The sequence below is a fragment of the Vibrio sp. T9 genome, assembly GCF_003123985.1.
GTDB classification, from domain to species: domain Bacteria; phylum Pseudomonadota; class Gammaproteobacteria; order Enterobacterales; family Vibrionaceae; genus Vibrio; species Vibrio diabolicus.
The window spans coordinates 246,263-265,116 of record NZ_NIGY01000002.1 but is presented as its reverse complement, the minus strand read 5'-3'; the positions used below and the strand labels follow the sequence as shown (position 1 = coordinate 265,116).

Genomic DNA, 18,854 nt, shown 5'->3' with positions numbered 1-18,854 from the left:
AATATAACAATATGAAAACTAAGACTCTCCTACCTCTACTATTGGCTATAACGCCAAGCTTTGCGTTTGCACACAACCTATCTGTCGGTGAGACCGTTCCTTCTGCCAAGGTCGCGGCTTATGGCGAGATTGTTTTGCAAGGTGAGGGCGTGGCATACCAACCATGGGCAACCCAGCATATGCAGGGTAAGGTTCGTGTTATTCAAGCAATCGCAGGTCGTAGCAGTTCAAAAGAAATGAACGCTCCTTTGATGTCAGCAATAACCGCCGCGCAATTCCCGCAAGAAAGCTACCAAACAACTACGATCATTAACCAAGATGATGCAATCTGGGGGACAGGTTCGTTCGTGAAATCTTCAGCCCAAGACAGCAAAAAAGAGTTTCCTTGGTCATCTATGGTTCTGGATGAAAATGGCGTAGTCGCCAACACTTGGGATCTTAAAGAAGAAAGCTCTGCCATTATTGTTCAAGACAAAACAGGCAAAGTGCTGTTTGTAAAAGAAGGCGCACTTGAGCAAGATGAAATTGCAAAGGTGATCGAGCTAATTAAACAGAACATCTAGTCTCGTTGCTTGGCTCCTTAATATCCGTAATACGCAATATAAGGAGCCATGCGACCAAACTTAAAGCTTGAGATTTCTGTTGCCCCTAGTTTAACGCTCAGTGATTCCACCAAGGAGACTGTCTCAGATTCGGCGACATCGCATGTGTTGACGTAAATTTTCCCACTAGCCAACAAAAGAGTGAACTTTTACTCATTATGGGTGTTATATTATAACAGTCGGTAAGAGGAGCTCAGATGTACCACCACCAGCAAAAGATACGGAAGCATTGGCATCGCACTGTTTTATTTTTCAGTGTCGCGTTGCTGATCGCTTGGAACTTTGCGGTAATCCTTCATCAAGTTGATCTGACTCCCGAACACCACACACACCATCATTGCCAGCTATTTTCTGGGGTTCAGCACGGCATAGCCAAAGCTCAACCGACCCTATCGACGCCAACATTTACGCGCATCCAATACCATGATGTCTTTCAGCGCCTTGTTAATAGTGAAGACATTCGTGGTGCAGCTCGTGCCCCGCCTTATTTTGCTTAATTTCCAAACTATTCCACACTCAACATAATTTGTGCGTATTCCTGCACCTCACGTGTCAACGAATCGCACCTTAGTAAATACAAATCTGATCCGGTATTGCTCGGGTTAGTGCCAGCAAAATTAGGAAACACAAAATGTCATCGAAACATGTTTTAGCGCTTGTCATTGGTCTCTCTTTATCGACAGCAGCAAATGCGGACGAATACCGCCAGCACGGTGCTCATGTGCATGGTCACGTCGAATTTAATATCGCCCAAGATGGAAAGGATCTGTTAGTGGAGATTACTGCTCCCGGAGCCGATGTGGTCGGTTTCGAGCATGCTCCAGAAAATGAACAGCAAGAGCAAGCACTTAAACAAGCCATTGCCACCCTAGAAGACAGCAACACACTGTTTGCTATTAACGCGCAAGCCAATTGTGATATTGAAGAAGCTTACGTAAACCATAACCTCAGCACCCCTCATGAAGACCATGATCATAGCGAACACGACCATGATGACCATGCAAATCACGATCATGAAGGGCACGAACACCATGATCACCACAATGTACATCATGATGAACATGAGCACCATGACGGTCACGATGCTCACCATGAGGAGCATGAAAATGGCGGACATGGTGAGTTTTCGGTGCAATATCGCTTCAGCTGTGACCAAGTTAACCAACTCAGTCACATTCAAACCGACTGGTTTAATCAATTTCCAACGACTGAGTCAATCAACGTCAATATATTCACTGACACCATGCAATCAGCCATCAAACTGAGCAAAGATAACTCCCAAATCGTAATCAAATAACACGAGTGGCGTGTAAGTACACACTTACACGCCAATGCTTTGGTGATTTAGTATGACTGAAATCATGTCAAACGTTGTTGAGCTAAATAATGCCCAGTTTGTCTGGCCCGGTTCAACACACGCAACCATTCATATTCCACAGTTACATATTGCCCAAGGTGAGCACGTATTTATCAAAGGTCCCAGTGGCTGCGGTAAATCTACGATGCTTGCCCTACTAACTGGCATCAACACGTTAACATCAGGCTCTCTATCCGTACTGAATACTGACCTTGTTAGTTTAAGTGCAAGTCAAAGAGACAAATTTCGCGCCGATCACATTGGCTATATCTTTCAGCAGTTCAATTTATTGCCTTATTTAAACGTGCTTGAAAACGTACTACTGCCTTGCCAATTCAGTCAAACACGACGTGGCCGCGCTCTTTCAAGAACGTCATCTCAAACGTTAGAAAAGCAAGCTCAAACTCTGCTTGAAAGACTCCACCTACCCAGCGAGCTTCATGCTCGTCCGGTATCGGAACTGAGCATTGGCCAACAACAACGTGTTGCGGCTGCACGAGCACTCATTGGGTATCCGGGGTTAGTGATTGCTGACGAGCCAACCTCCGCTTTAGACCATGATAACCGTAAAGCGTTTATTGAACTCCTGATGGAGCAAACGAATCAAGCCAATGCTACGCTGATCTTCGTCAGTCACGATCCAACGCTTGAGCCCTTATTTGACCGCACACTTAACCTGCCAGATATTAACCAAGCATCTAACCTAGGAGCCGCATCATGATCGCTGTTGCAAAGCTCGCGTGGAAGAGCTTAATCAATCGTAAGGCGACGGCAATATTAACCATCATGACAGTCGCGATTTCTGTCGTACTCCTTTTAGGAGTAGAACGCATTCGTACTCAGGCAAAAGATAGCTTCGCCAATACAATTTCAGGCACCGACCTCATCATTGGTGGCCGTTCTGGACAAGTGAACTTGCTGCTCTACTCTGTGTTTCGCATTGGCAATGCCACCAACAACATTGACTGGAAGAGCTACCAAGAGTTTGCCAATCATCGAGCAGTAGATTGGGCGATTCCAATCTCACTTGGCGACTCGCACAAAGGGTTCCGAGTCATGGGAACCAACCACAGCTATTTTGAACACTATAAATTCGGAAGTAAGCAATCACTAACATTTTCAGAAGGCCGAGAATTCAATGGTTTATTTGAAACCGTGCTCGGTTCTGATGTCGCAAAACAGCTGGGTTATCACGTCGGTAGTGAAATCATCATTGCCCACGGCATTAGTGATGTAGGCTTTAGCCGACATGACAACCTGCCATTCAAAGTTGTCGGTATTCTTGCGCCCACTGGCACGCCAGTCGACAAAACCGTCCATGTATCGCTAGAAGCCATCGAAGCCATCCACGTCGGATGGGAAAGCGGTGCACGTTTAGGCCCAACACCCAAAGCACAAGACCTCAAAAACAGAGACTTTCAGCCCAAGCAAATTACCGCGATGCTGGTCGGTTTGAAATCTCGTATTCAGACTTTCGCCCTACAAAGGCAAATCAACACTTATCCCAAAGAACCGCTTAGCGCGATTATGCCCGGGGTTGCGTTGCATGAATTGTGGGGAATGATGTCTGTTGCCGAGCAAGCCTTAATGGCAGTGTCTGGCTTTGTGGTGATTGCAGGATTACTCGGCATGCTAAGCAGCTTATTAACCAGCTTGCAGGAGCGCCGCCGTGAAATGGCGATTTTGCGCGCTATGGGAGCAAGACCTCGTCATGTTTTCTCATTGTTGATCAGCGAAGCCAGTCTACTTACTGCCGCCGGAATTGTGACCGGAGTGGCAGGGCTGTATGCCATTCTCACCATCGTGCAACCTATCATTCAACAGCATTATGGAATACATCTGACTTTAAGCCTCTTATCGCCCTATGAATGGATGCTATTAGGTTTCGTACAATGCGCTGGAATTGTAATTGGTTTCATCCCGGCTTTTCGCGCCTACCGACAGTCACTAAGTGACGGAATGACAATAAGGATTTAATAAAATGTGGAGAAAAATACTCGCAAGTTGCTTGCTGATCGTCTCATTTATAGCACCAGTACTCGCAAGCGAGGAGCCATTAACGCTCGACTGGATTGATCTAGTACCTGAGAAAGAACGCAAACTGTTCGACAGCGTGGGCATGCCAGCTTCTGATCACAGTGGCGGCGCAGCGCAACAGTCTAAAATTGGTAACGTTCGACCAGAGCTAAATGGAAGCCAAGTTAAAATCCCGGGCTTTGTCATCCCACTTGAAGGTGACGCGAATACCGTCACCGAGTTTTTGTTGGTGCCATACTTTGGAGCTTGTATCCACGTTCCACCACCGCCACCAAACCAAATCATTTACGTGAAGTTTCCCAAAGGCGCACCCGTTCAAGAACTGTGGGATGTCATATATGTGGTTGGGGAGTTGAAAACCGAGACGATAAGCCACGAGCTGGCTGAAACGGCTTACGTTATTGAGGGATCGAAAATAGAAGCCTACGACGATATGTAGTTTAAGTCGTTGACATGCATCGGTACACCTAAGGCGTCACATCGGCGCCTTTTTTAGTTCTGTGTTACACGATATAACGAGACAAATACGCTAATACGCCAACATAAATAACCAAAAGAAACGCTATCGACAGGTGCTTTTTTAATTTACCTGCTTCTGAGAACTTCATTGTCCCTCCAAAATAACGATAACAATTTTAACAACTCATTATCATTTTGGATAGCCCTATTCGTTCAAAAACTGAGAACTCCTATCTGGTCGCCTGGTTAGATAAGGTGTAAATTTAAACAAGCGAACAGCGCAGTTCTTGGTAGGAAAATTAATGGCAGAACCGACAAAGCAACCTGTTGTCATCGAACATCAGTCAAACGCACAAAAAAATACGCAACAAGAAAAGAAGCAGGGCTACATCAAAGACAGTGCCAGCAAGGTAAAAACCATTGCCCAAATACACGGTCTTGATGCCTTACTGCAAACCGATCCACCAGCCAAATCCGCGCTTGAAAGAGCCCAACTGCGTGAACAGAGACGCCAAGAACAGCGACAAAAAAACCTAGAGCAGATTTTAAAGCTAGCACACAGTTCATGCCGAGATGAAACTGCCGGAGAGCCCGACCAAGACTGGTTGTATCGTTTTTTTGAAATGGCTCAAGACATCCATAACAGCGCGATGCAAAAGTTATGGGCTCAAGTGATGAAGCGTGAAGTGACAAACCCAGGCTCGACGTCTATGAAAGCGCTCAAAGTCCTCAAAGATATGTCACCAAAAGAAGCGCAAACTCTGCAAAGAGCCGCCTCTCTGGCGTGCAGTTTTGGAGGGGATCACAGTCGCAAGCTGTTAATTGGTTATAAAGCGCAAGGAGGAATATTTAGCTTCGGCAAACGAGACATCGCCAACAGCTTAAACATGGGAAGTTTTCAGCTGCCCTATTCAAGTTTGTTGCTGTTGATTGAACTAGGGTTACTGCATAGTACCGAGCTTGAATCTGGCGAAATTGGTATCGAGACGCCATTGATCCTCACCTACCAAGGTAAAAACTTGTCGCTGAACGTGAACAGCAAAGGCGTCCGCCTTTTATATTACCGCTTCACGCCAACAGGCAATGAGCTCTGTACCTTGCTCGGTAACAAACCACATGCCGACTACTACGACCAAATGCTTGCGCTTTTAAATCATAGATTTAGTGTCCATAGTGACGCTAAAAGTACGGTTCATCATACCGTGTAGGCAGTTCGAGAAGCATTTGACCACCCATGACCTAAATGCTTCTTAAGCCGCTCAAAGAGCTTAAGGTCACCAATGATCCAAATGCTTATTTATCGGATCACTGCACGCGACTTAAGCGCTTCCAAGCACAAGTCCACCAGCTCATCGACGCTTTTTTCGCCCGCTGGTAAATCGACTTCCGGATTCTTCGGTGCTTGATATTCAGAATCAATACCAGTGAAGTTAGGAATTTCTCCCGCACGTGCTTTGCGGTACAAACCTTTAGGATCGCGACCTTCGCAGACTTCTAGAGATGCATTAACGAACACTTCGATAAACTCACCTTCTGGCAATAAGTCGCGCACTAGTTGTCGCTCTGCGCGATGCGGTGAAATGAACGCCGACAACACAATTAAGCCTGCATCCGCCATCAGTTTAGCCAGTTCACCAATACGACGAATGTTCTCGCGGCGATCCTGTTCAGAAAAGCCCAAATCGCTACACAAGCCATGTCGCACATTGTCACCATCCAATAAATAGGTGTGGTAACCCAATGCTGCAAGGCGATTTTCCAACGCCCCCGCTACGGTTGATTTACCCGCTCCAGATAAGCCGGTAAACCACAACACGGCAGGTTTTTGCTTCTTTAATTCAGCACGAAACTGTTTATCGACCGAATGCTGGTGCCAAACAATGTTTTCATCTTTTACCGTCGTTTCGGCAGTCATAACGTATCCTTGTAAATATCGGAATTAAAACGGGAAGAAGACCGGAATCAAAGTAAGTACTAATACAGAGTACACAATCGAAATCGGCACACCAATTCTCACATAGTCGGTCAATTTATAATTTCCTACGCTGTACACCAGCAAGTTGGTTTGATAACCGTAGGGAGAAATAAAGCTCGCACTGGCGCCAAACAAGACCGCCATAATGAATGGCATCGGATCAACGCCATAACCGACCGCCATACTATAGCCAATAGGAAAAGAAAGCGCAGCCGCGGCATTATTCGTCACCAATTCAGTAAGAACTAATGTCATGATGTAAGTTGCGACCAAGGCTCCAAACACGCCCCAGCCATTGAACGCTTCAATAAACATCGCTCCCATTCTCTCTGACAAGCCTGAAGAGATCATCAATTGAGCGATGGACAAAGCAGAGCCGACAATCACAACGATATCAATTGGGAAACGGCGGCGCAGTTCTGAAATCTGTACAATGCCAAACGCGATAAGTGCGATAAGATACGCGGCAAGGCCTTTAATAATCGGTACTAGCTCTAATAGCGCACACCCAATTACGGCAGCAAAGCCCAGTAGCACGATGGAGGATTTATTTGTATCAAGCCGAGCGCTAGAGTCCAAATCATGCACTAAAACAAACTCTTTACGATGAGCTCGGCGCTCCGATTCAAAACGCTTCCCCGGAACCAGAACTAACGTGTCACCTGGCGCTAAGGTAATGCTACCCAAACCGCCCTCTAAGCGCTCATGGCCACGACGAATAGCGACAACAACGGCATCAAAGCGATCGCGGAATCGGCTCTCTTTAAGTGTTTTATAGCAAAACGTCGCGGATGAGCTCACCACAACTTCAATAAAATTTTGCCCATTCAAGTGCTGCTGACCAAAAAGCTTGAGGCCCGGAATTTCTTGCAGGGTCGCGACGCTCTCAACATCACCACAAAACAACAAACGGTCTTTCGCATTGAGTACGAAATCCGGTCCTACAGAGGAAACCGTCACGCCATCTCGTACAACCTCCGCAAGAAACAGTTTGCGCAGCGCACGTAAATTATTCTCGCTGACCGTGCGCCCAACTAACGGTGAACCAGGCTCTACGCGAGACTCAAGAAAGTACGGTAAATCTTCTTGGCTTTGATCATCGTAGTTCGGCAGTAAGTAACTGAGCGGGATAAGAATCAGCATTCCTCCCACCAGCACCGCCAAGCCAATCATCGTGGGTGTAAAAAAGCTCAGGCTCGGCAAACCGGCATCTTCAACAAAGCTGTTGATGATTAAGTTAGTCGACGTACCTATCAAAGTTAACGTGCCACCAAAAATGGCCGCGTAAGACAGCGGGATGAGTAATTTCGAAGGCGCATGCTGCTGATTACGCTTAATCGCCCCAATCAATGAAACAACCACGGCAGTATTATTCGTGAATGAAGAGAGCAAGGCCGTTGATACACCGAGCTTAGCGATCACACTACCTAACTGGCCTTCAGAAATACTACGGCTCACCCAACTGATCAGTAACGTTTTTTCTAAAGCACACGATGCAAGAATCAATAGAACCAGAGTCAATAACGAAGAGTTGGTAAAGTTGGATGCGATCGTGGCTGAATCCATCATTCCCGCCATAAATGCAATAAAAGCGGCACCCGCAAAGACATAACTAGGCTTAATTTTTGTGACAAGCAAACAAGTGATAATGCCAAGCAAAATCGCTAATACAAACCCTTGTTCCCACATAGCCTTTCCTTACCAAATCGCCCAAAGGGCACAACAACGGCTCATTTATCCGTGAGACACCAGACAAACGAGTAAACAGACCAAAATCAGCGTAAGCGAAAAGAACATCAGAATGCTCGGTTTTCTTGGGCTTCACCGAAGCATTCTGGTATTAGGAGAATAACCTAACTGCATTTCGCAACTCAGTTAGGCAGCGACGCCCCAAGCACAACAACAGACAGAATCAGAGCTTATCGTGCTCGGGCGCGCCAATTACTTTTTCAGCAATTGGCTGACGTCTTTTGCTTCCCAGTGTGGGAAGTGTTTACGCACAAGTGCATTCAGCTCAACTTCAAACGCAGAGATGTCCATCAAATCTCGCTCAACCACCGCGAGGCTTTCTTTGACCATGCCTGCACCGACCGTCACGTTCGTCAGACGATCGATAATGATGAAGCCGCCGGTATCAGCACAATCTTGGTAATTGTCCAGCGCAACTGACTCATTGAGAGACCATTCACACAAGCCAATACCATTCAATGGCAGCTCTGCCGCACTATGAGTTGATAGGTTGTTGATATCATATTGATGACGAATCGCTTCAACATGGCCCACAGTTTTCTTACCCGCGATTTTGATGTCGTAGTCACGGCCCGGTTGCAGAGGTTGCTCTGTCATCCATACCACATCGGCAAGCAAGTGGTTTGTGGTTTCCACTTGAGCATTGTCTAGAACAATCAAATCGCCACGGCTAATATCGATCTCATCGCTTAGCGTCAGAGTGACCGCCAACCCAGCACGAGCTTCCTCAATATCACCATCAAACGTAACAATGCGTGCCACGGTTGACGTTTTCCCCGATGGCAATGCTTTGATGGCATCACCGACTTTGATCGAACCTGAAGAAATCGTCCCCGCAAAACCACGGAAATCGAGGTTAGGACGGTTAACGTATTGCACAGGGAAGCGGAACTCACCCGCACCTTTTTCTTGATCCACATCGACCGTTTCAAGAAGTTCAAGCAATGACGGGCCTTTAAACCAGCTTAGGTTTTGCCCTTTATCCACCACATTGTCACCTTCAAGCGCCGAAATCGGGATGATTTGAATATCAATATCCCCGGTCAGGTTCTCAGAAAACTTAAGATACTCATCGCGGATTTCTTCAAAGCGCTCTTGCGAGTAATCCACTAAATCCATCTTGTTGATCGCCACAACAAAGTGTTTCAAACCCAGTAGGTTGGAAATAAAAGAGTGACGACGAGTTTGATCAAGAATGCCTTTGCGTGCGTCGACTAAGATCACCGCTAAGTCACACGTCGATGCGCCTGTTGCCATATTACGCGTGTACTGCTCGTGCCCAGGAGTATCGGCGATGATGAACTTACGTTTCTGCGTCGAGAAATAGCGGTAAGCCACATCAATCGTGATCCCCTGCTCGCGCTCAGCTTGTAAGCCATCTACCAACAACGCAAGGTCAGGCTTTTCACCCGTGGTGCCCACACGTTGGCTGTCTGAGTGCACTGCCGCTAGCTGATCTTCATAAATTTGTTTTGAGTCATGGAGTAAGCGACCGATTAGTGTACTTTTACCGTCATCTACCGAGCCACAAGTCAAGAATCTAAGTAACGACTTGTACTGGTGTTGTGTTAAATAGCCTTCGATACCAAGCTCGGCTAATTGAGCTTCAACTGCACTGTTCATTATCTTTCCTTAGATCCTTTAGAAGTAACCTTGACGTTTTTTAAGCTCCATCGATCCTGACTGATCGTGGTCGATCGCTCGACCTTGGCGTTCACTCGACGTTGCCACCAGCATCTCTTCGATAATGCCGGTCAAAGTGTTCGCTTCAGACTCGATAGCCCCAGTTAATGGATAACAACCAAGAGTACGGAAACGCACACTCTTCTCTTCGATCACTTCACCCGGTTGAAGCTCCATACGATCATCATCAACCATGATCAGCATGCCATCGCGTTCAACAACTGGGCGTTTGTCCGCGAGGTAAAGCGGCACGATCTCGATGTTTTCTAAATAGATGTATTGCCAGATATCAAGCTCAGTCCAGTTAGACAGTGGGAATACACGAATGCTCTCACCCTTATTAACCTGGCCGTTGTACGTCTTCCACAGCTCAGGACGTTGGTTTTTAGGGTCCCATGTATGGTTCTTATCGCGGAATGAATACACGCGCTCTTTTGCGCGTGATTTCTCTTCGTCGCGGCGCGCACCACCAAAGGCCGCATCAAAACCGTACTTGTTCAGCGCTTGTTTTAAGCCTTGAGTCTTCATGATGTCAGTGTGCTTAGAAGAACCATGAACAAACGGACTGCAGCCCATGGCTAGACCTTCTGGGTTCTTATGTACCAAAAGCTCAAAGCCGTATTTGGCAGCGGTGCGATCGCGAAACTCAATCATCTCGCGGAATTTCCAGTCGGTATCGACATGCAAAAGTGGGAATGGAATTTTGCCCGGGTAAAACGCTTTACGCGCTAGGTGCAGCATCACTGATGAGTCTTTACCAATCGAATACATCATGACTGGGTTATCAAACTCAGCCGCAACTTCGCGGATAATATGGATACTCTCCGCTTCGAGTTGTTTAAGGTGAGTTAAACGTTGTTGGTCCATGTTTTGTATTTCCTTTTTAAGCTTGAAGGCGCATTACGTCTCTAATCTTTGGTCTGAAATTATATGGAGTTGGCAATAGCACTTTTGTTGAATTCAGTACTAGACAAAAACCAGTCTAACTTTTGAGACAGTCGCACTACCTCTCCGACAACAATCAAAGATGGCGATTGTGCTTCCTTCGATAAATCAGAGAGTTGGGATAGTTCTCCCGTAAATACTTTTTGTTGAATCTGCGTGCCACGCTCAATAATGGCAATCGGAGTCGACGCTGAACGACCATGCTTAATGAGTTGATTCTGAATATAGTGTGATTTCATCAGCCCCATGTAGATCACTAAAGTCTGATTCCCACGCGCCAACGTGGACCAATCCATCTCATCACTTTCTTCTTTCAAGTGGCCAGTCACAAAGATGGCCGATTGCGCATAATCACGATGAGTCAGTGGAATACCAGCATAAGCGGTTGCGCCAGCTGCTGCGGTAATGCCAGGGACAACTTGAAAACGAACGCCAGCATCAGCAAGCACTTCTAACTCTTCACCACCACGACCGAATACAAACGGATCACCACCTTTAATGCGCACTACTTTGTAGCCCTGCTTGGCAAAATCCACCAAAAGCTGATTTGTCTTCTCCTGCGGCACACTGTGATGCCCAGCTCGCTTCCCAACGCACACCAAAATCGTATCGCTTGGAATCAATGCCATGATTTCTTCTGACACCAAGTAGTCGTACAAAACCACATCGGCTTGCTGCAAACAGTTCAATGCTTTCACTGTCAAAAGTTCAGGATCACCCGGCCCCGCCCCCACTAAGGCGACTTCACCAGGCTGTAGCGATTGCTTTGCAAAACGAGTAACACCAGCTACTGAGTTGTCAGAAACTAACCGGGGCTTTGGTTTAGGAAAAGAAGTGACTGAATCGTTCGTTGCCATGTGCTTGCTCATCGTCCATTGATATCGTTATGCAAGCATTATGGCGGGGCGTTTATATTACCTGAAATTCTAAAATTTCATTTTTTATTCAAAAATCTGCTAAGAAGTTTTTGTTTGGTCTCATTCAAAAGCGTGAAAAAGTCGGCGGTTAATATGAATAAGGTTTAGTAAACTGATTTCTGTTCACAGTTTTCTGTATCTTTATCATTAAGTTGCACCAGTGTTTGATACATTACGCGGTACGATTCCCCCTTCCCATTGAATTGGAGCACCAAATGAAAGTGGCAGTTCACCCTATTTCCCTCGCAGTGTTAAGTGGCATGCTAACGCTTGCGGGCCCTGCGATGGCCGATACCATCAAGCTTCGTATTATCGAAACCACCGACATTCATACCAACGTGATGGATTACGATTACTACAAAGACCAACCATCACAGCAAATTGGTTTAAGTCGCGCTGCGACCATAGTGAAACAGGCTAAGTCCGAGGCAGAAAACACGGTATTAGTAGATAACGGCGATTTAATTCAGGGCAGCCCAATGGGCGATTACATGGCGGCGAAAGGGATTAACGCTGGCGATGTCCACCCAGTCTACAAGGCGATGAACCAACTAGACTACGATGTGGGCAACATTGGCAATCATGAGTTCAACTATGGCTTAGATTTTCTACAAAAGACGTTGGCGGGCGCTAACTTCCCTTACATCAACGCAAACGTATTTGATAAAAAAACCGGTGAGCATTACTTCAAGCCTTACCTGATCAAAACCCACACCTTTAAAGACACAAACGGCGAAGCGCATCAAATAAAAGTGGGTTATATCGGCTTTGTACCACCACAAATAATGGTGTGGGACAAGAAGAACTTAGAAGGCAAAGTCTTTGCTAAAGACATTAAGGAAACAGCAGAGAAACTGATTCCTCAAATGAAGAAAGAAGGCGCAGACGTGATTGTGGCGATTCCACACTCGGGCATTTCTACTGACCCATACAAGCTTGGCGCTGAAAACTCAGTTTACTACCTCACAGAAGTTGAAGGTATTGATGCGATTGCTTTTGGCCACTCTCACGCGGTCTTCCCAGGGAAAGACTTCGCAAACCTACCTGGTGTTGATATAGATAAAGGGACCATCAATGGTGTAACGTCCGTGATGCCGGGCCGCTGGGGAAGTCACGTAGGTGTGATGGATTTGATGCTGAAAGAGAAAGACGGCAGATGGCAAGTCGTCGAAGGCCAAGCAGAAGCACGCCCTATCTTCGATAAAGTGAATAAGAAGTCATTAGCTAAAGCCGATGAAGATATTGTGAAAGCGTTAGAAGAAGATCACAAAGGCACTCGTGAATTTGTAAACCAACCAATCGGCAAAGCAAATGATGTCATGTACAGCTTCTTGGCATTAGTGCAGGACGACCCCACCATTCAAATCGTTAACCTTGCTCAGAAAGACTACGTAGAACGCTTTATTCAAGGCGACCCAGACCTTTCTGACATTCCAGTACTGAGTGCGGCAGCACCATTTAAAGTCGGCGGTCGTAAGAACGATCCGAATAACTTTACAGAAGTAGAGTCCGGTCAGCTCACCTTCCGTAATGCGGCCGATCTTTACTTATACCCAAACACCTTGGTTGCGATGAAAGTGAAAGGTAAAGAAGTTCGCGAATGGCTAGAGTGCAGTGCGGGTCAATTCAACCACATCGACATCAACAATCCTAAACCGCAATCTTTGATTGATTGGGATAATTTCCGCACTTACAACTTCGATGTTATTGATGGGGTTAACTACCAAATCGACGTTACCCAACCGCCGAAGTACGATGCGGATTGTAAAGTGATTAATCCAGATTCTCAGCGCATTGTGAATCTGACGTTTAATGGTAAGCCTGTCAATCCGAAGCAAGATTTCATCATCGCAACCAATAACTACCGTGCTTATAGCAATACTTTCCCTGGTACAGGCCCAGATTTCATTGCATTTGACGCACCAGATGAAAACCGCTCTGTCGTCGCCACTTATATTTCTCGCGTGAGTGAAGAAAAAGGAGAAGTGACACCAAGCGCTGACAACAACTGGTCTTTCGCACCGATTAAGTCCGATAACAAGCTAGATATTCGTTTCGAAACCTCCCCTAGCGATAAAGCGGCGCAGTTCATCAAAGAGAAAGGACAATACCCAATGAAACGCGTGTCAACAGACGACATTGGTTTCGCAATTTATCAAATCGATCTGAATAAATAAGGTTGATTTGACAACAACACTAAGCGGCTCTCATGAGCCGCTTTTTTGTTATCAATAAAACCCGTTAGAATAAAGAAAACCGTTTCTGAGTTATCACATGCACAGCAATCTTTTTTCAGACTTAGTCAATCATGGCTTCTTAGACACAGAAGCAAACCAACTTATCGAAAATGGTGAGTTACTCGAACTGCCTACGCGCCACATTCTTAACCACCAAGGAGAGTTTAGCTCGCACCTTTACTTCATTATTGAAGGGTTATGCCATGCAAGCTATCTCACTGAGCAGGGCAAAGAGTTCAGTAAAGAATTTTATTGGGAGAAAGACTGGGTTATCGGCTTTGAGAGCATAATTAAGAACCAACCTTCGCCTTACTTATTGGAAACGCTGAGCGCTTGTCAGCTATTTTGCTTACCAATTGAAACGCTGCATCAATGGCGAGCAGAAAAACACGCCATTTACTTAAAGCTACTCGAAAACCAACTGGTTAATAAAGAGAACAAAGAACGCTTTATGCTGCTCTACTCCCCAGAGGAACGATATCAACTATTTTGCGCCCATTACCCAGACTTAAAGCTACGTATTACCGATAGCCAAATAGCTGCTTATCTTGGGATCACGCCTATCAGTTTGAGCCGAATTAAAGCGCGCTTAACCAAAGGTCACACTCTCAAATAAACTCAAAAAAGAAAAAAGCTCGTCAAACGAAGAGCTTTTTCTCTGCTATTTGAGCTATTTAAGAATTCGCGCTCGGAACTGACGCCCTTTCATCTTGCCATTACTAATGGTTTGTAGGGCCTTTTTGGCAGCTGACTTCTCGACCGCAACGTAGGCGCGCATCGGGAAAAGGTGAATCTTGCCAACTTGAGAGCCTGGGATACCATTTTTTCCAGTCAGACATCCTAAGATATCACCCGGTCGTACTTTCTGTTTCTTACCGCCATCAATGTTAATCGTCACCATCTTCGCTTGGTATGGCTGCTGATTTGATTTGGCAGGCAATGTTGCTGGTACCACGTCCATGTCCAGGTATTCTTCAATACGAGCTACACGCAAACCGTCTTTCTCTCCAAAGAAGCTGAACGCCAAACCTTTACTACCTGCACGGCCTGTACGACCGATACGGTGTACATGAACCTCAGGATCGCGCGATAGCTCAAAGTTAAAGACTGCATCAAGGTTATCTACGTCCAAACCACGCGCCGCGACGTCTGTTGCGACAAGGATAGAAACACTCTTGTTAGCAAACTGCACCAATGCTTGATCGCGTTCACGCTGTTCTAAGTCCCCATGGATATCGATAACGCTGAACCCTTTGCGATGCAACTCATCTGCGACACTTTGCACTTCTTTTTTGGTATTGCAAAAAACCACAGCGGACTCTGGTTGGTGAGTCAGTAGCAAGTTCGCCAACGCTTCATCACGCGCTTCCGAACCTTCAACTTTGTAGAAATGCTGAGCAATGCTTGAGGTATCGTGCGTCGATTCCACCTTAATGACTTCAGGCGTCTGCATAATACGCTGCGCAATTTGCTCAATTTTCTCTGGGAAAGTAGCACTGAAAAGTAGAGTTTGACGCTGCTTTGGCGCTGCATCAATAATCGCATCTAATGCGTCTTGGAAACCCATGTCCAACATGCGATCAGCTTCATCTAGCACCAAGGTATTCAGCTCGCTCAGGTTAATTCGGCCTTTCTCAAGGTGATCCAAAATACGGCCAGGTGTGCCGACTAAGATATGCGCGCCATGCTCCAGAGAACCAATTTGTGGCCCCATTGGCATCCCACCGCAGAGAGTAAGCACTTTAATATTATGAATGCCACGACCTAAAGTACGAATTTCCTTCGCGACTTGATCCGCAAGCTCACGAGTTGGACACAATACTAATGACTGGACACGAAAGCGTTTGACGTTAAGGTTCGATAAAACACCCAAACCAAATGCAGCGGTTTTACCTGAGCCCGTTTTACCCTGCCCGATGACATCACGATGTTTTAGGATTGCAGGCAAACTCAAAGCTTGAATTGGCGTCATGTGGGTGTAGTTCAGGGAATCAAGTGTGGCGAGTAACGCTGGGTTTAGCCCGACTTGATCAAAAGTTTGTTTGCTCACGGGAATATCCTCAGGTGAGATGAAAAGAGGGCACATTATCACCAGATTTGGTGGGAAAACCAGTGATAATTAACCTTTGTTAATGAGTATGAGTACAAAACAAAGTAAAGTCAGTCACTCTACTCTCATGACGGATGACAACATGCTCACTTGGATTACTTTGCCCTTTGCTCAACTGACAACCACACAATTGTATACAATGATGAAATTACGTGTGGATGTATTCGTCGTTGAACAAACCTGCCCTTATCCTGAACTGGATGGCAAAGACACACTGGAAGGTGTTTATCATCTAATAGGTTACCACGGTGATGAACTTGTTGCTTGCGCACGATTGCTACCCGCTGGCACGACGTATGACAATGTGAGCATTGGTCGAGTCGTCACCAAACAAACTGCGCGTGGTGATGGTCTGGGACATAAGTTGCTGAAAGAGGCATTAACACAGTGTGAAATATTGTGGCCAGGACAGACGATTGATATAGGAGCTCAAGAGCATCTCATCCAGTTTTATGCGAGTCATGGATTCAAAGTTATTTCTGATCGCTACTTAGAGGATGGTATTCCTCATGTGGATATGCGAAAAGAAGCCGTAGCGATATAACGCGTTCATTGCTAGGTTAACTAATTCAAAGATAGATAAACTAAAAAGACGCGATACCTTCGCGTCTTTAGCTCATTTGAAGCATCTACTTATTGCGCCCAAAGGTCCCATCCGATAAGCGGAAAAACATGACGGACCGGCCGCTTTTTTCTAGTTGCAGCATATCCAACTCGCCTTCATCGCTAAGCTTAAAGCGAATCAATTGTCCTTGTTTAATTTGGCTCAGCGGCTTATCACTGCCTTCGATTTTTACTAGAGCGCTAAGATCCGCCATCGAGAGCTTATTACTTCTGAAAACCTGCGCTAACGTGTCACCATTTTTAACCGTGTACTCTTTCCAGTCTTCGGATTTCGGCCCAGAATTCTGAGAGGTTCTTTGCTGGCTTAAACTCTGTGCATTCAGCTGAATCGCTACGCGCTGATGATCGACCTCAGCTTGCTCAACTGATTGTTCTGTTTTATTCGGCAAAGGAATAACAAGGAGTACCAGAATCAATGGCACTAAAACCATCAAAGCTCGCTGATGGAATTTCGGTAGGCGTAGCCAAAACTGCTTAACAGGCTGTATACGCTCCAACCATTGCTCTTTGTTGAACGGCTGCTTCCAGTCGATAGCAGCGAATTTTTGTTTAACCAATTCGACATAGTCGACTTGCTGCTTTTTCTTTCTGCGACGATTCATTTTAATGAGTCCCTTAATACTTCTACTGCCAGTATAAAAATACCGACGCGGAGAGTATATGTTTTTCACTAAACTAAAATGGAATTTGGATTAAATTAGCAGAAATTTCACTTGGAGTAAGAGATAAGTCACACCCTGGCCGCCTCAATTAAGCATTCAGTCGCAATCATTTAAACCTAAGCTCGAAACTGATATCCTGTTGCCTTTATCACTCCTAACAAGAGCGACATTCATGTCTGAAATTAAATTTGAAACTGCAGAACAAAAAGCAAGCTACGGCATTGGTCTGCAAATGGGTCAGCAACTTGCAGGTTCTGGTCTTGAAGGTCTTAGCGTTGATGCTATCGCAGCGGGTATTGCAACAGCACTAACTGGTGACATGCCATCAATCGAAATTGATGAAATCAACAAAGCACTACAAGAACTTCACACTCGTGCAGAAACCGCTCGCCAAGAAGCAGCGAAAATTGCAGCAGCAGAAGGCGAAGCGTTCCTAAAAGACAACGCACTACGCCCTGAAGTTAACGTTCTAGACTCTGGCCTTCAGTACGAAATCATTTCTGAAGGTACTGGTGCAGTTCCAACAGCAGAAAGCTCAGTTCGCGTTCACTACCACGGTGAGCTAACTGACGGTACTGTATTCGATAGCTCTGTATCTCGCGGTCAACCAGCTGAATTCCCTGTTACAGGCGTAATCAAAGGCTGGGTAGAAGCACTGCAACTAATGCCTGTTGGTTCTAAGTGGAAACTATACGTACCACAAGACCTTGCGTACGGTGAGCGTGGCGCTGGTGCAGCTATCCCTCCATTCGCAGCACTAGTTTTCGAAGTAGAACTACTAGATATTCTTTAATTGAAACCATTTTCAATTATGATTTAATAAAACGGCGCATTAGCGCCGTTTTTTTGTCTAAACTGAATAGACTTTCTCACCTCTAAACCTTTCATTCTGATAGCCTTTAAAACAATAAAATCACGTTAAAAACGCTCAACCTTCGGAGGTACTATGCGTAAAATACTCCTGACTCTGGCACTCTTATCAATGAACATTGGTAGTGCACACGCATTCTTAGATTCCGTCACGCAAAAAAGTAAAGAAAGTGGCCTAATGGATATGGTAGGTAGTAGCCTGAACACTGAATCATCTCCATTGACAGACATGCTAACTAGCCAATTACCTGTATCTACAGAACAAGCGGCTGGAGGTAGTGGCGCACTACTCGCTTTGGCTCAAAGCCAGCTTTCACAAGAAAATAGCAGTGAATTACAGTCTTTGATTCCTGGGCTTTCAAACTTGCAAGGAGCACAAAGCTTACTGGGGAATATTGAGAATATCAGTGCAGTAAAAAGTGCATTCGATACGTTGGGTTTAGATCCCTCTATGATCAGTCAGTTTGCTCCAGTAATCTTGGATTACTTGAACAAGCAAGGCGCTAGCGAGGGACTTCTAAGTTCGTTGGGCGGGTTGTGGAATACTAGTAAATAAGCGCAAGTGATAATCACTTTTTAAATTGCCAGTCTGCATGGAGTAAAATAAATGCAGGCTGGATATAAAGA

General features: G+C 45.7%; 19 protein-coding genes. 12 read left to right on the top strand and 7 right to left on the bottom strand.

What is annotated here, in order from left to right:
* The first annotated feature begins 11 nt into the window (after nucleotides 1-11).
* The 7 genes from CBX98_RS05560 to CBX98_RS05530 all read left to right on the top strand — a co-directional run bounded on the left by CBX98_RS05560 (nucleotide 12) and on the right by CBX98_RS05530 (nucleotide 5,663).
* Nucleotides 12-563 carry a YtfJ family protein gene (locus tag CBX98_RS05560; protein ID WP_005392336.1) on the top strand — a complete coding sequence of 184 codons (552 nt, stop codon included), beginning with the start codon at nucleotides 12-14 and terminating at the stop codon, nucleotides 561-563.
* Nucleotides 564-799: 236 nt separating this feature from the next.
* Complete coding sequence (locus tag CBX98_RS05555) at nucleotides 800-1,099, top strand: DUF2607 family protein (protein ID WP_005392338.1); 300 nt, start codon at nucleotides 800-802, stop codon at nucleotides 1,097-1,099.
* A 134-nt stretch (nucleotides 1,100-1,233) separates the two neighbouring features.
* Nucleotides 1,234-1,899 (top strand): DUF2796 domain-containing protein, encoded by a 666-nt coding sequence (locus CBX98_RS05550; RefSeq protein WP_109168740.1) that lies wholly within the window; start codon nucleotides 1,234-1,236, stop codon nucleotides 1,897-1,899.
* A gap of 52 nt (nucleotides 1,900-1,951) precedes the next feature.
* The gene (locus tag CBX98_RS05545; protein ID WP_109168739.1) at nucleotides 1,952-2,680 is read left to right on the top strand and encodes an ABC transporter ATP-binding protein; all 729 of its coding nucleotides are present in this window, start codon (nucleotides 1,952-1,954) and stop codon (nucleotides 2,678-2,680) included.
* A complete protein-coding gene (locus CBX98_RS05540) occupies nucleotides 2,677-3,936 on the top strand; it encodes an ABC transporter permease (protein ID WP_109168738.1) in 1,260 nt (419 codons plus the stop codon). The genes CBX98_RS05545 and CBX98_RS05540 overlap by 4 nt, the downstream gene beginning before the upstream one ends.
* 4 nt (nucleotides 3,937-3,940) lie before the next feature.
* The gene (locus CBX98_RS05535) at nucleotides 3,941-4,435 is read left to right on the top strand and encodes a DUF3299 domain-containing protein (RefSeq protein WP_012841166.1); all 495 of its coding nucleotides are present in this window, start codon (nucleotides 3,941-3,943) and stop codon (nucleotides 4,433-4,435) included.
* Nucleotides 4,436-4,757: 322 nt separating this feature from the next.
* Nucleotides 4,758-5,663 carry a TIGR03899 family protein gene (locus CBX98_RS05530; RefSeq protein ID WP_006742971.1) on the top strand — a complete coding sequence of 302 codons (906 nt, stop codon included), beginning with the start codon at nucleotides 4,758-4,760 and terminating at the stop codon, nucleotides 5,661-5,663.
* 89 nt (nucleotides 5,664-5,752) lie between these two features.
* Here the strand turns inward: CBX98_RS05530 and cysC are convergent, their stop codons facing one another.
* From cysC to cobA, 5 genes are all read right to left on the bottom strand, one after another.
* Complete coding sequence (gene cysC / locus CBX98_RS05525; RefSeq protein WP_005392350.1) at nucleotides 5,753-6,370, bottom strand: adenylyl-sulfate kinase; 618 nt, start codon at nucleotides 6,368-6,370, stop codon at nucleotides 5,753-5,755.
* 24 nt (nucleotides 6,371-6,394) lie between these two features.
* A complete protein-coding gene (locus CBX98_RS05520) occupies nucleotides 6,395-8,119 on the bottom strand; it encodes an SLC13 family permease (RefSeq protein WP_005392351.1) in 1,725 nt (574 codons plus the stop codon).
* A gap of 252 nt (nucleotides 8,120-8,371) precedes the next feature.
* A complete protein-coding gene (gene cysN, locus CBX98_RS05515) occupies nucleotides 8,372-9,802 on the bottom strand; it encodes a sulfate adenylyltransferase subunit CysN (protein ID WP_109168737.1) in 1,431 nt (476 codons plus the stop codon).
* Nucleotides 9,803-9,820: 18 nt separating this feature from the next.
* Complete coding sequence (cysD, locus tag CBX98_RS05510) at nucleotides 9,821-10,729, bottom strand: sulfate adenylyltransferase subunit CysD (protein ID WP_005379592.1); 909 nt, start codon at nucleotides 10,727-10,729, stop codon at nucleotides 9,821-9,823.
* 59 nt (nucleotides 10,730-10,788) lie between these two features.
* Entirely contained in the window at nucleotides 10,789-11,664 is an 876-nt protein-coding gene (cobA, locus tag CBX98_RS05505; protein ID WP_048626585.1) for a uroporphyrinogen-III C-methyltransferase, read from the bottom strand.
* 275 nt (nucleotides 11,665-11,939) lie between these two features.
* On the opposite strand from cobA, the gene cpdB reads away from it, so the two are divergent.
* Nucleotides 11,940-13,901: a 2',3'-cyclic-nucleotide 2'-phosphodiesterase gene (cpdB, locus tag CBX98_RS05500; RefSeq protein ID WP_172605928.1), complete on the top strand. Its 1,962-nt coding sequence runs from the start codon at nucleotides 11,940-11,942 to the stop codon at nucleotides 13,899-13,901.
* A 97-nt stretch (nucleotides 13,902-13,998) separates the two neighbouring features.
* Nucleotides 13,999-14,577: a Crp/Fnr family transcriptional regulator gene (locus CBX98_RS05495; protein ID WP_109168736.1), complete on the top strand. Its 579-nt coding sequence runs from the start codon at nucleotides 13,999-14,001 to the stop codon at nucleotides 14,575-14,577.
* Nucleotides 14,578-14,631: 54 nt separating this feature from the next.
* Here the strand turns inward: CBX98_RS05495 and dbpA are convergent, their stop codons facing one another.
* Nucleotides 14,632-16,011 (bottom strand): ATP-dependent RNA helicase DbpA, encoded by a 1,380-nt coding sequence (dbpA, locus tag CBX98_RS05490; RefSeq protein WP_104969019.1) that lies wholly within the window; start codon nucleotides 16,009-16,011, stop codon nucleotides 14,632-14,634.
* Between the two features lie 142 nt (nucleotides 16,012-16,153).
* On the opposite strand from dbpA, the gene CBX98_RS05485 reads away from it, so the two are divergent.
* Entirely contained in the window at nucleotides 16,154-16,615 is a 462-nt protein-coding gene (locus tag CBX98_RS05485; RefSeq protein WP_046874180.1) for a GNAT family N-acetyltransferase, read from the top strand.
* Nucleotides 16,616-16,700: 85 nt separating this feature from the next.
* Here the strand turns inward: CBX98_RS05485 and CBX98_RS05480 are convergent, their stop codons facing one another.
* Complete coding sequence (locus tag CBX98_RS05480; RefSeq protein ID WP_047009022.1) at nucleotides 16,701-17,297, bottom strand: LysM-like peptidoglycan-binding domain-containing protein; 597 nt, start codon at nucleotides 17,295-17,297, stop codon at nucleotides 16,701-16,703.
* Between the two features lie 232 nt (nucleotides 17,298-17,529).
* Between CBX98_RS05480 and CBX98_RS05475 the strand changes: the two genes are divergently transcribed.
* Together CBX98_RS05475 and CBX98_RS05470 are read left to right on the top strand one after the other, a co-directional pair.
* Complete coding sequence (locus CBX98_RS05475) at nucleotides 17,530-18,150, top strand: FKBP-type peptidyl-prolyl cis-trans isomerase (RefSeq protein WP_005392370.1); 621 nt, start codon at nucleotides 17,530-17,532, stop codon at nucleotides 18,148-18,150.
* A 153-nt stretch (nucleotides 18,151-18,303) separates the two neighbouring features.
* Complete coding sequence (locus CBX98_RS05470) at nucleotides 18,304-18,783, top strand: DUF2780 domain-containing protein (protein WP_109168735.1); 480 nt, start codon at nucleotides 18,304-18,306, stop codon at nucleotides 18,781-18,783.
* Nucleotides 18,784-18,854 lie beyond the last annotated feature (71 nt).

What these genes read in the sequence shown, in the direction of transcription:
- CBX98_RS05560 (WP_005392336.1), top strand. Translation starts at nt 12, where the DNA reads ATGAAAACTAAGACTCTCCTACCTCTACTATTGGCTATAACGCCAAGC.
- CBX98_RS05555 (WP_005392338.1), top strand. Translation starts at nt 800, where the DNA reads ATGTACCACCACCAGCAAAAGATACGGAAGCATTGGCATCGCACTGTT.
- CBX98_RS05550 (WP_109168740.1), top strand. Translation starts at nt 1,234, where the DNA reads ATGTCATCGAAACATGTTTTAGCGCTTGTCATTGGTCTCTCTTTATCG.
- CBX98_RS05545 (WP_109168739.1), top strand. Translation starts at nt 1,952, where the DNA reads ATGACTGAAATCATGTCAAACGTTGTTGAGCTAAATAATGCCCAGTTT.
- CBX98_RS05540 (WP_109168738.1), top strand. Translation starts at nt 2,677, where the DNA reads ATGATCGCTGTTGCAAAGCTCGCGTGGAAGAGCTTAATCAATCGTAAG.
- CBX98_RS05535 (WP_012841166.1), top strand. Translation starts at nt 3,941, where the DNA reads ATGTGGAGAAAAATACTCGCAAGTTGCTTGCTGATCGTCTCATTTATA.
- CBX98_RS05530 (WP_006742971.1), top strand. Translation starts at nt 4,758, where the DNA reads ATGGCAGAACCGACAAAGCAACCTGTTGTCATCGAACATCAGTCAAAC.
- cysC (WP_005392350.1), bottom strand. Translation starts at nt 6,370, where the DNA reads ATGACTGCCGAAACGACGGTAAAAGATGAAAACATTGTTTGGCACCAG.
- CBX98_RS05520 (WP_005392351.1), bottom strand. Translation starts at nt 8,119, where the DNA reads ATGTGGGAACAAGGGTTTGTATTAGCGATTTTGCTTGGCATTATCACT.
- cysN (WP_109168737.1), bottom strand. Translation starts at nt 9,802, where the DNA reads ATGAACAGTGCAGTTGAAGCTCAATTAGCCGAGCTTGGTATCGAAGGC.
- cysD (WP_005379592.1), bottom strand. Translation starts at nt 10,729, where the DNA reads ATGGACCAACAACGTTTAACTCACCTTAAACAACTCGAAGCGGAGAGT.
- cobA (WP_048626585.1), bottom strand. Translation starts at nt 11,664, where the DNA reads ATGGCAACGAACGATTCAGTCACTTCTTTTCCTAAACCAAAGCCCCGG.
- cpdB (WP_172605928.1), top strand. Translation starts at nt 11,940, where the DNA reads ATGAAAGTGGCAGTTCACCCTATTTCCCTCGCAGTGTTAAGTGGCATG.
- CBX98_RS05495 (WP_109168736.1), top strand. Translation starts at nt 13,999, where the DNA reads ATGCACAGCAATCTTTTTTCAGACTTAGTCAATCATGGCTTCTTAGAC.
- CBX98_RS05485 (WP_046874180.1), top strand. Translation starts at nt 16,154, where the DNA reads ATGCTCACTTGGATTACTTTGCCCTTTGCTCAACTGACAACCACACAA.
- CBX98_RS05480 (WP_047009022.1), bottom strand. Translation starts at nt 17,297, where the DNA reads ATGAATCGTCGCAGAAAGAAAAAGCAGCAAGTCGACTATGTCGAATTG.
- CBX98_RS05475 (WP_005392370.1), top strand. Translation starts at nt 17,530, where the DNA reads ATGTCTGAAATTAAATTTGAAACTGCAGAACAAAAAGCAAGCTACGGC.
- CBX98_RS05470 (WP_109168735.1), top strand. Translation starts at nt 18,304, where the DNA reads ATGCGTAAAATACTCCTGACTCTGGCACTCTTATCAATGAACATTGGT.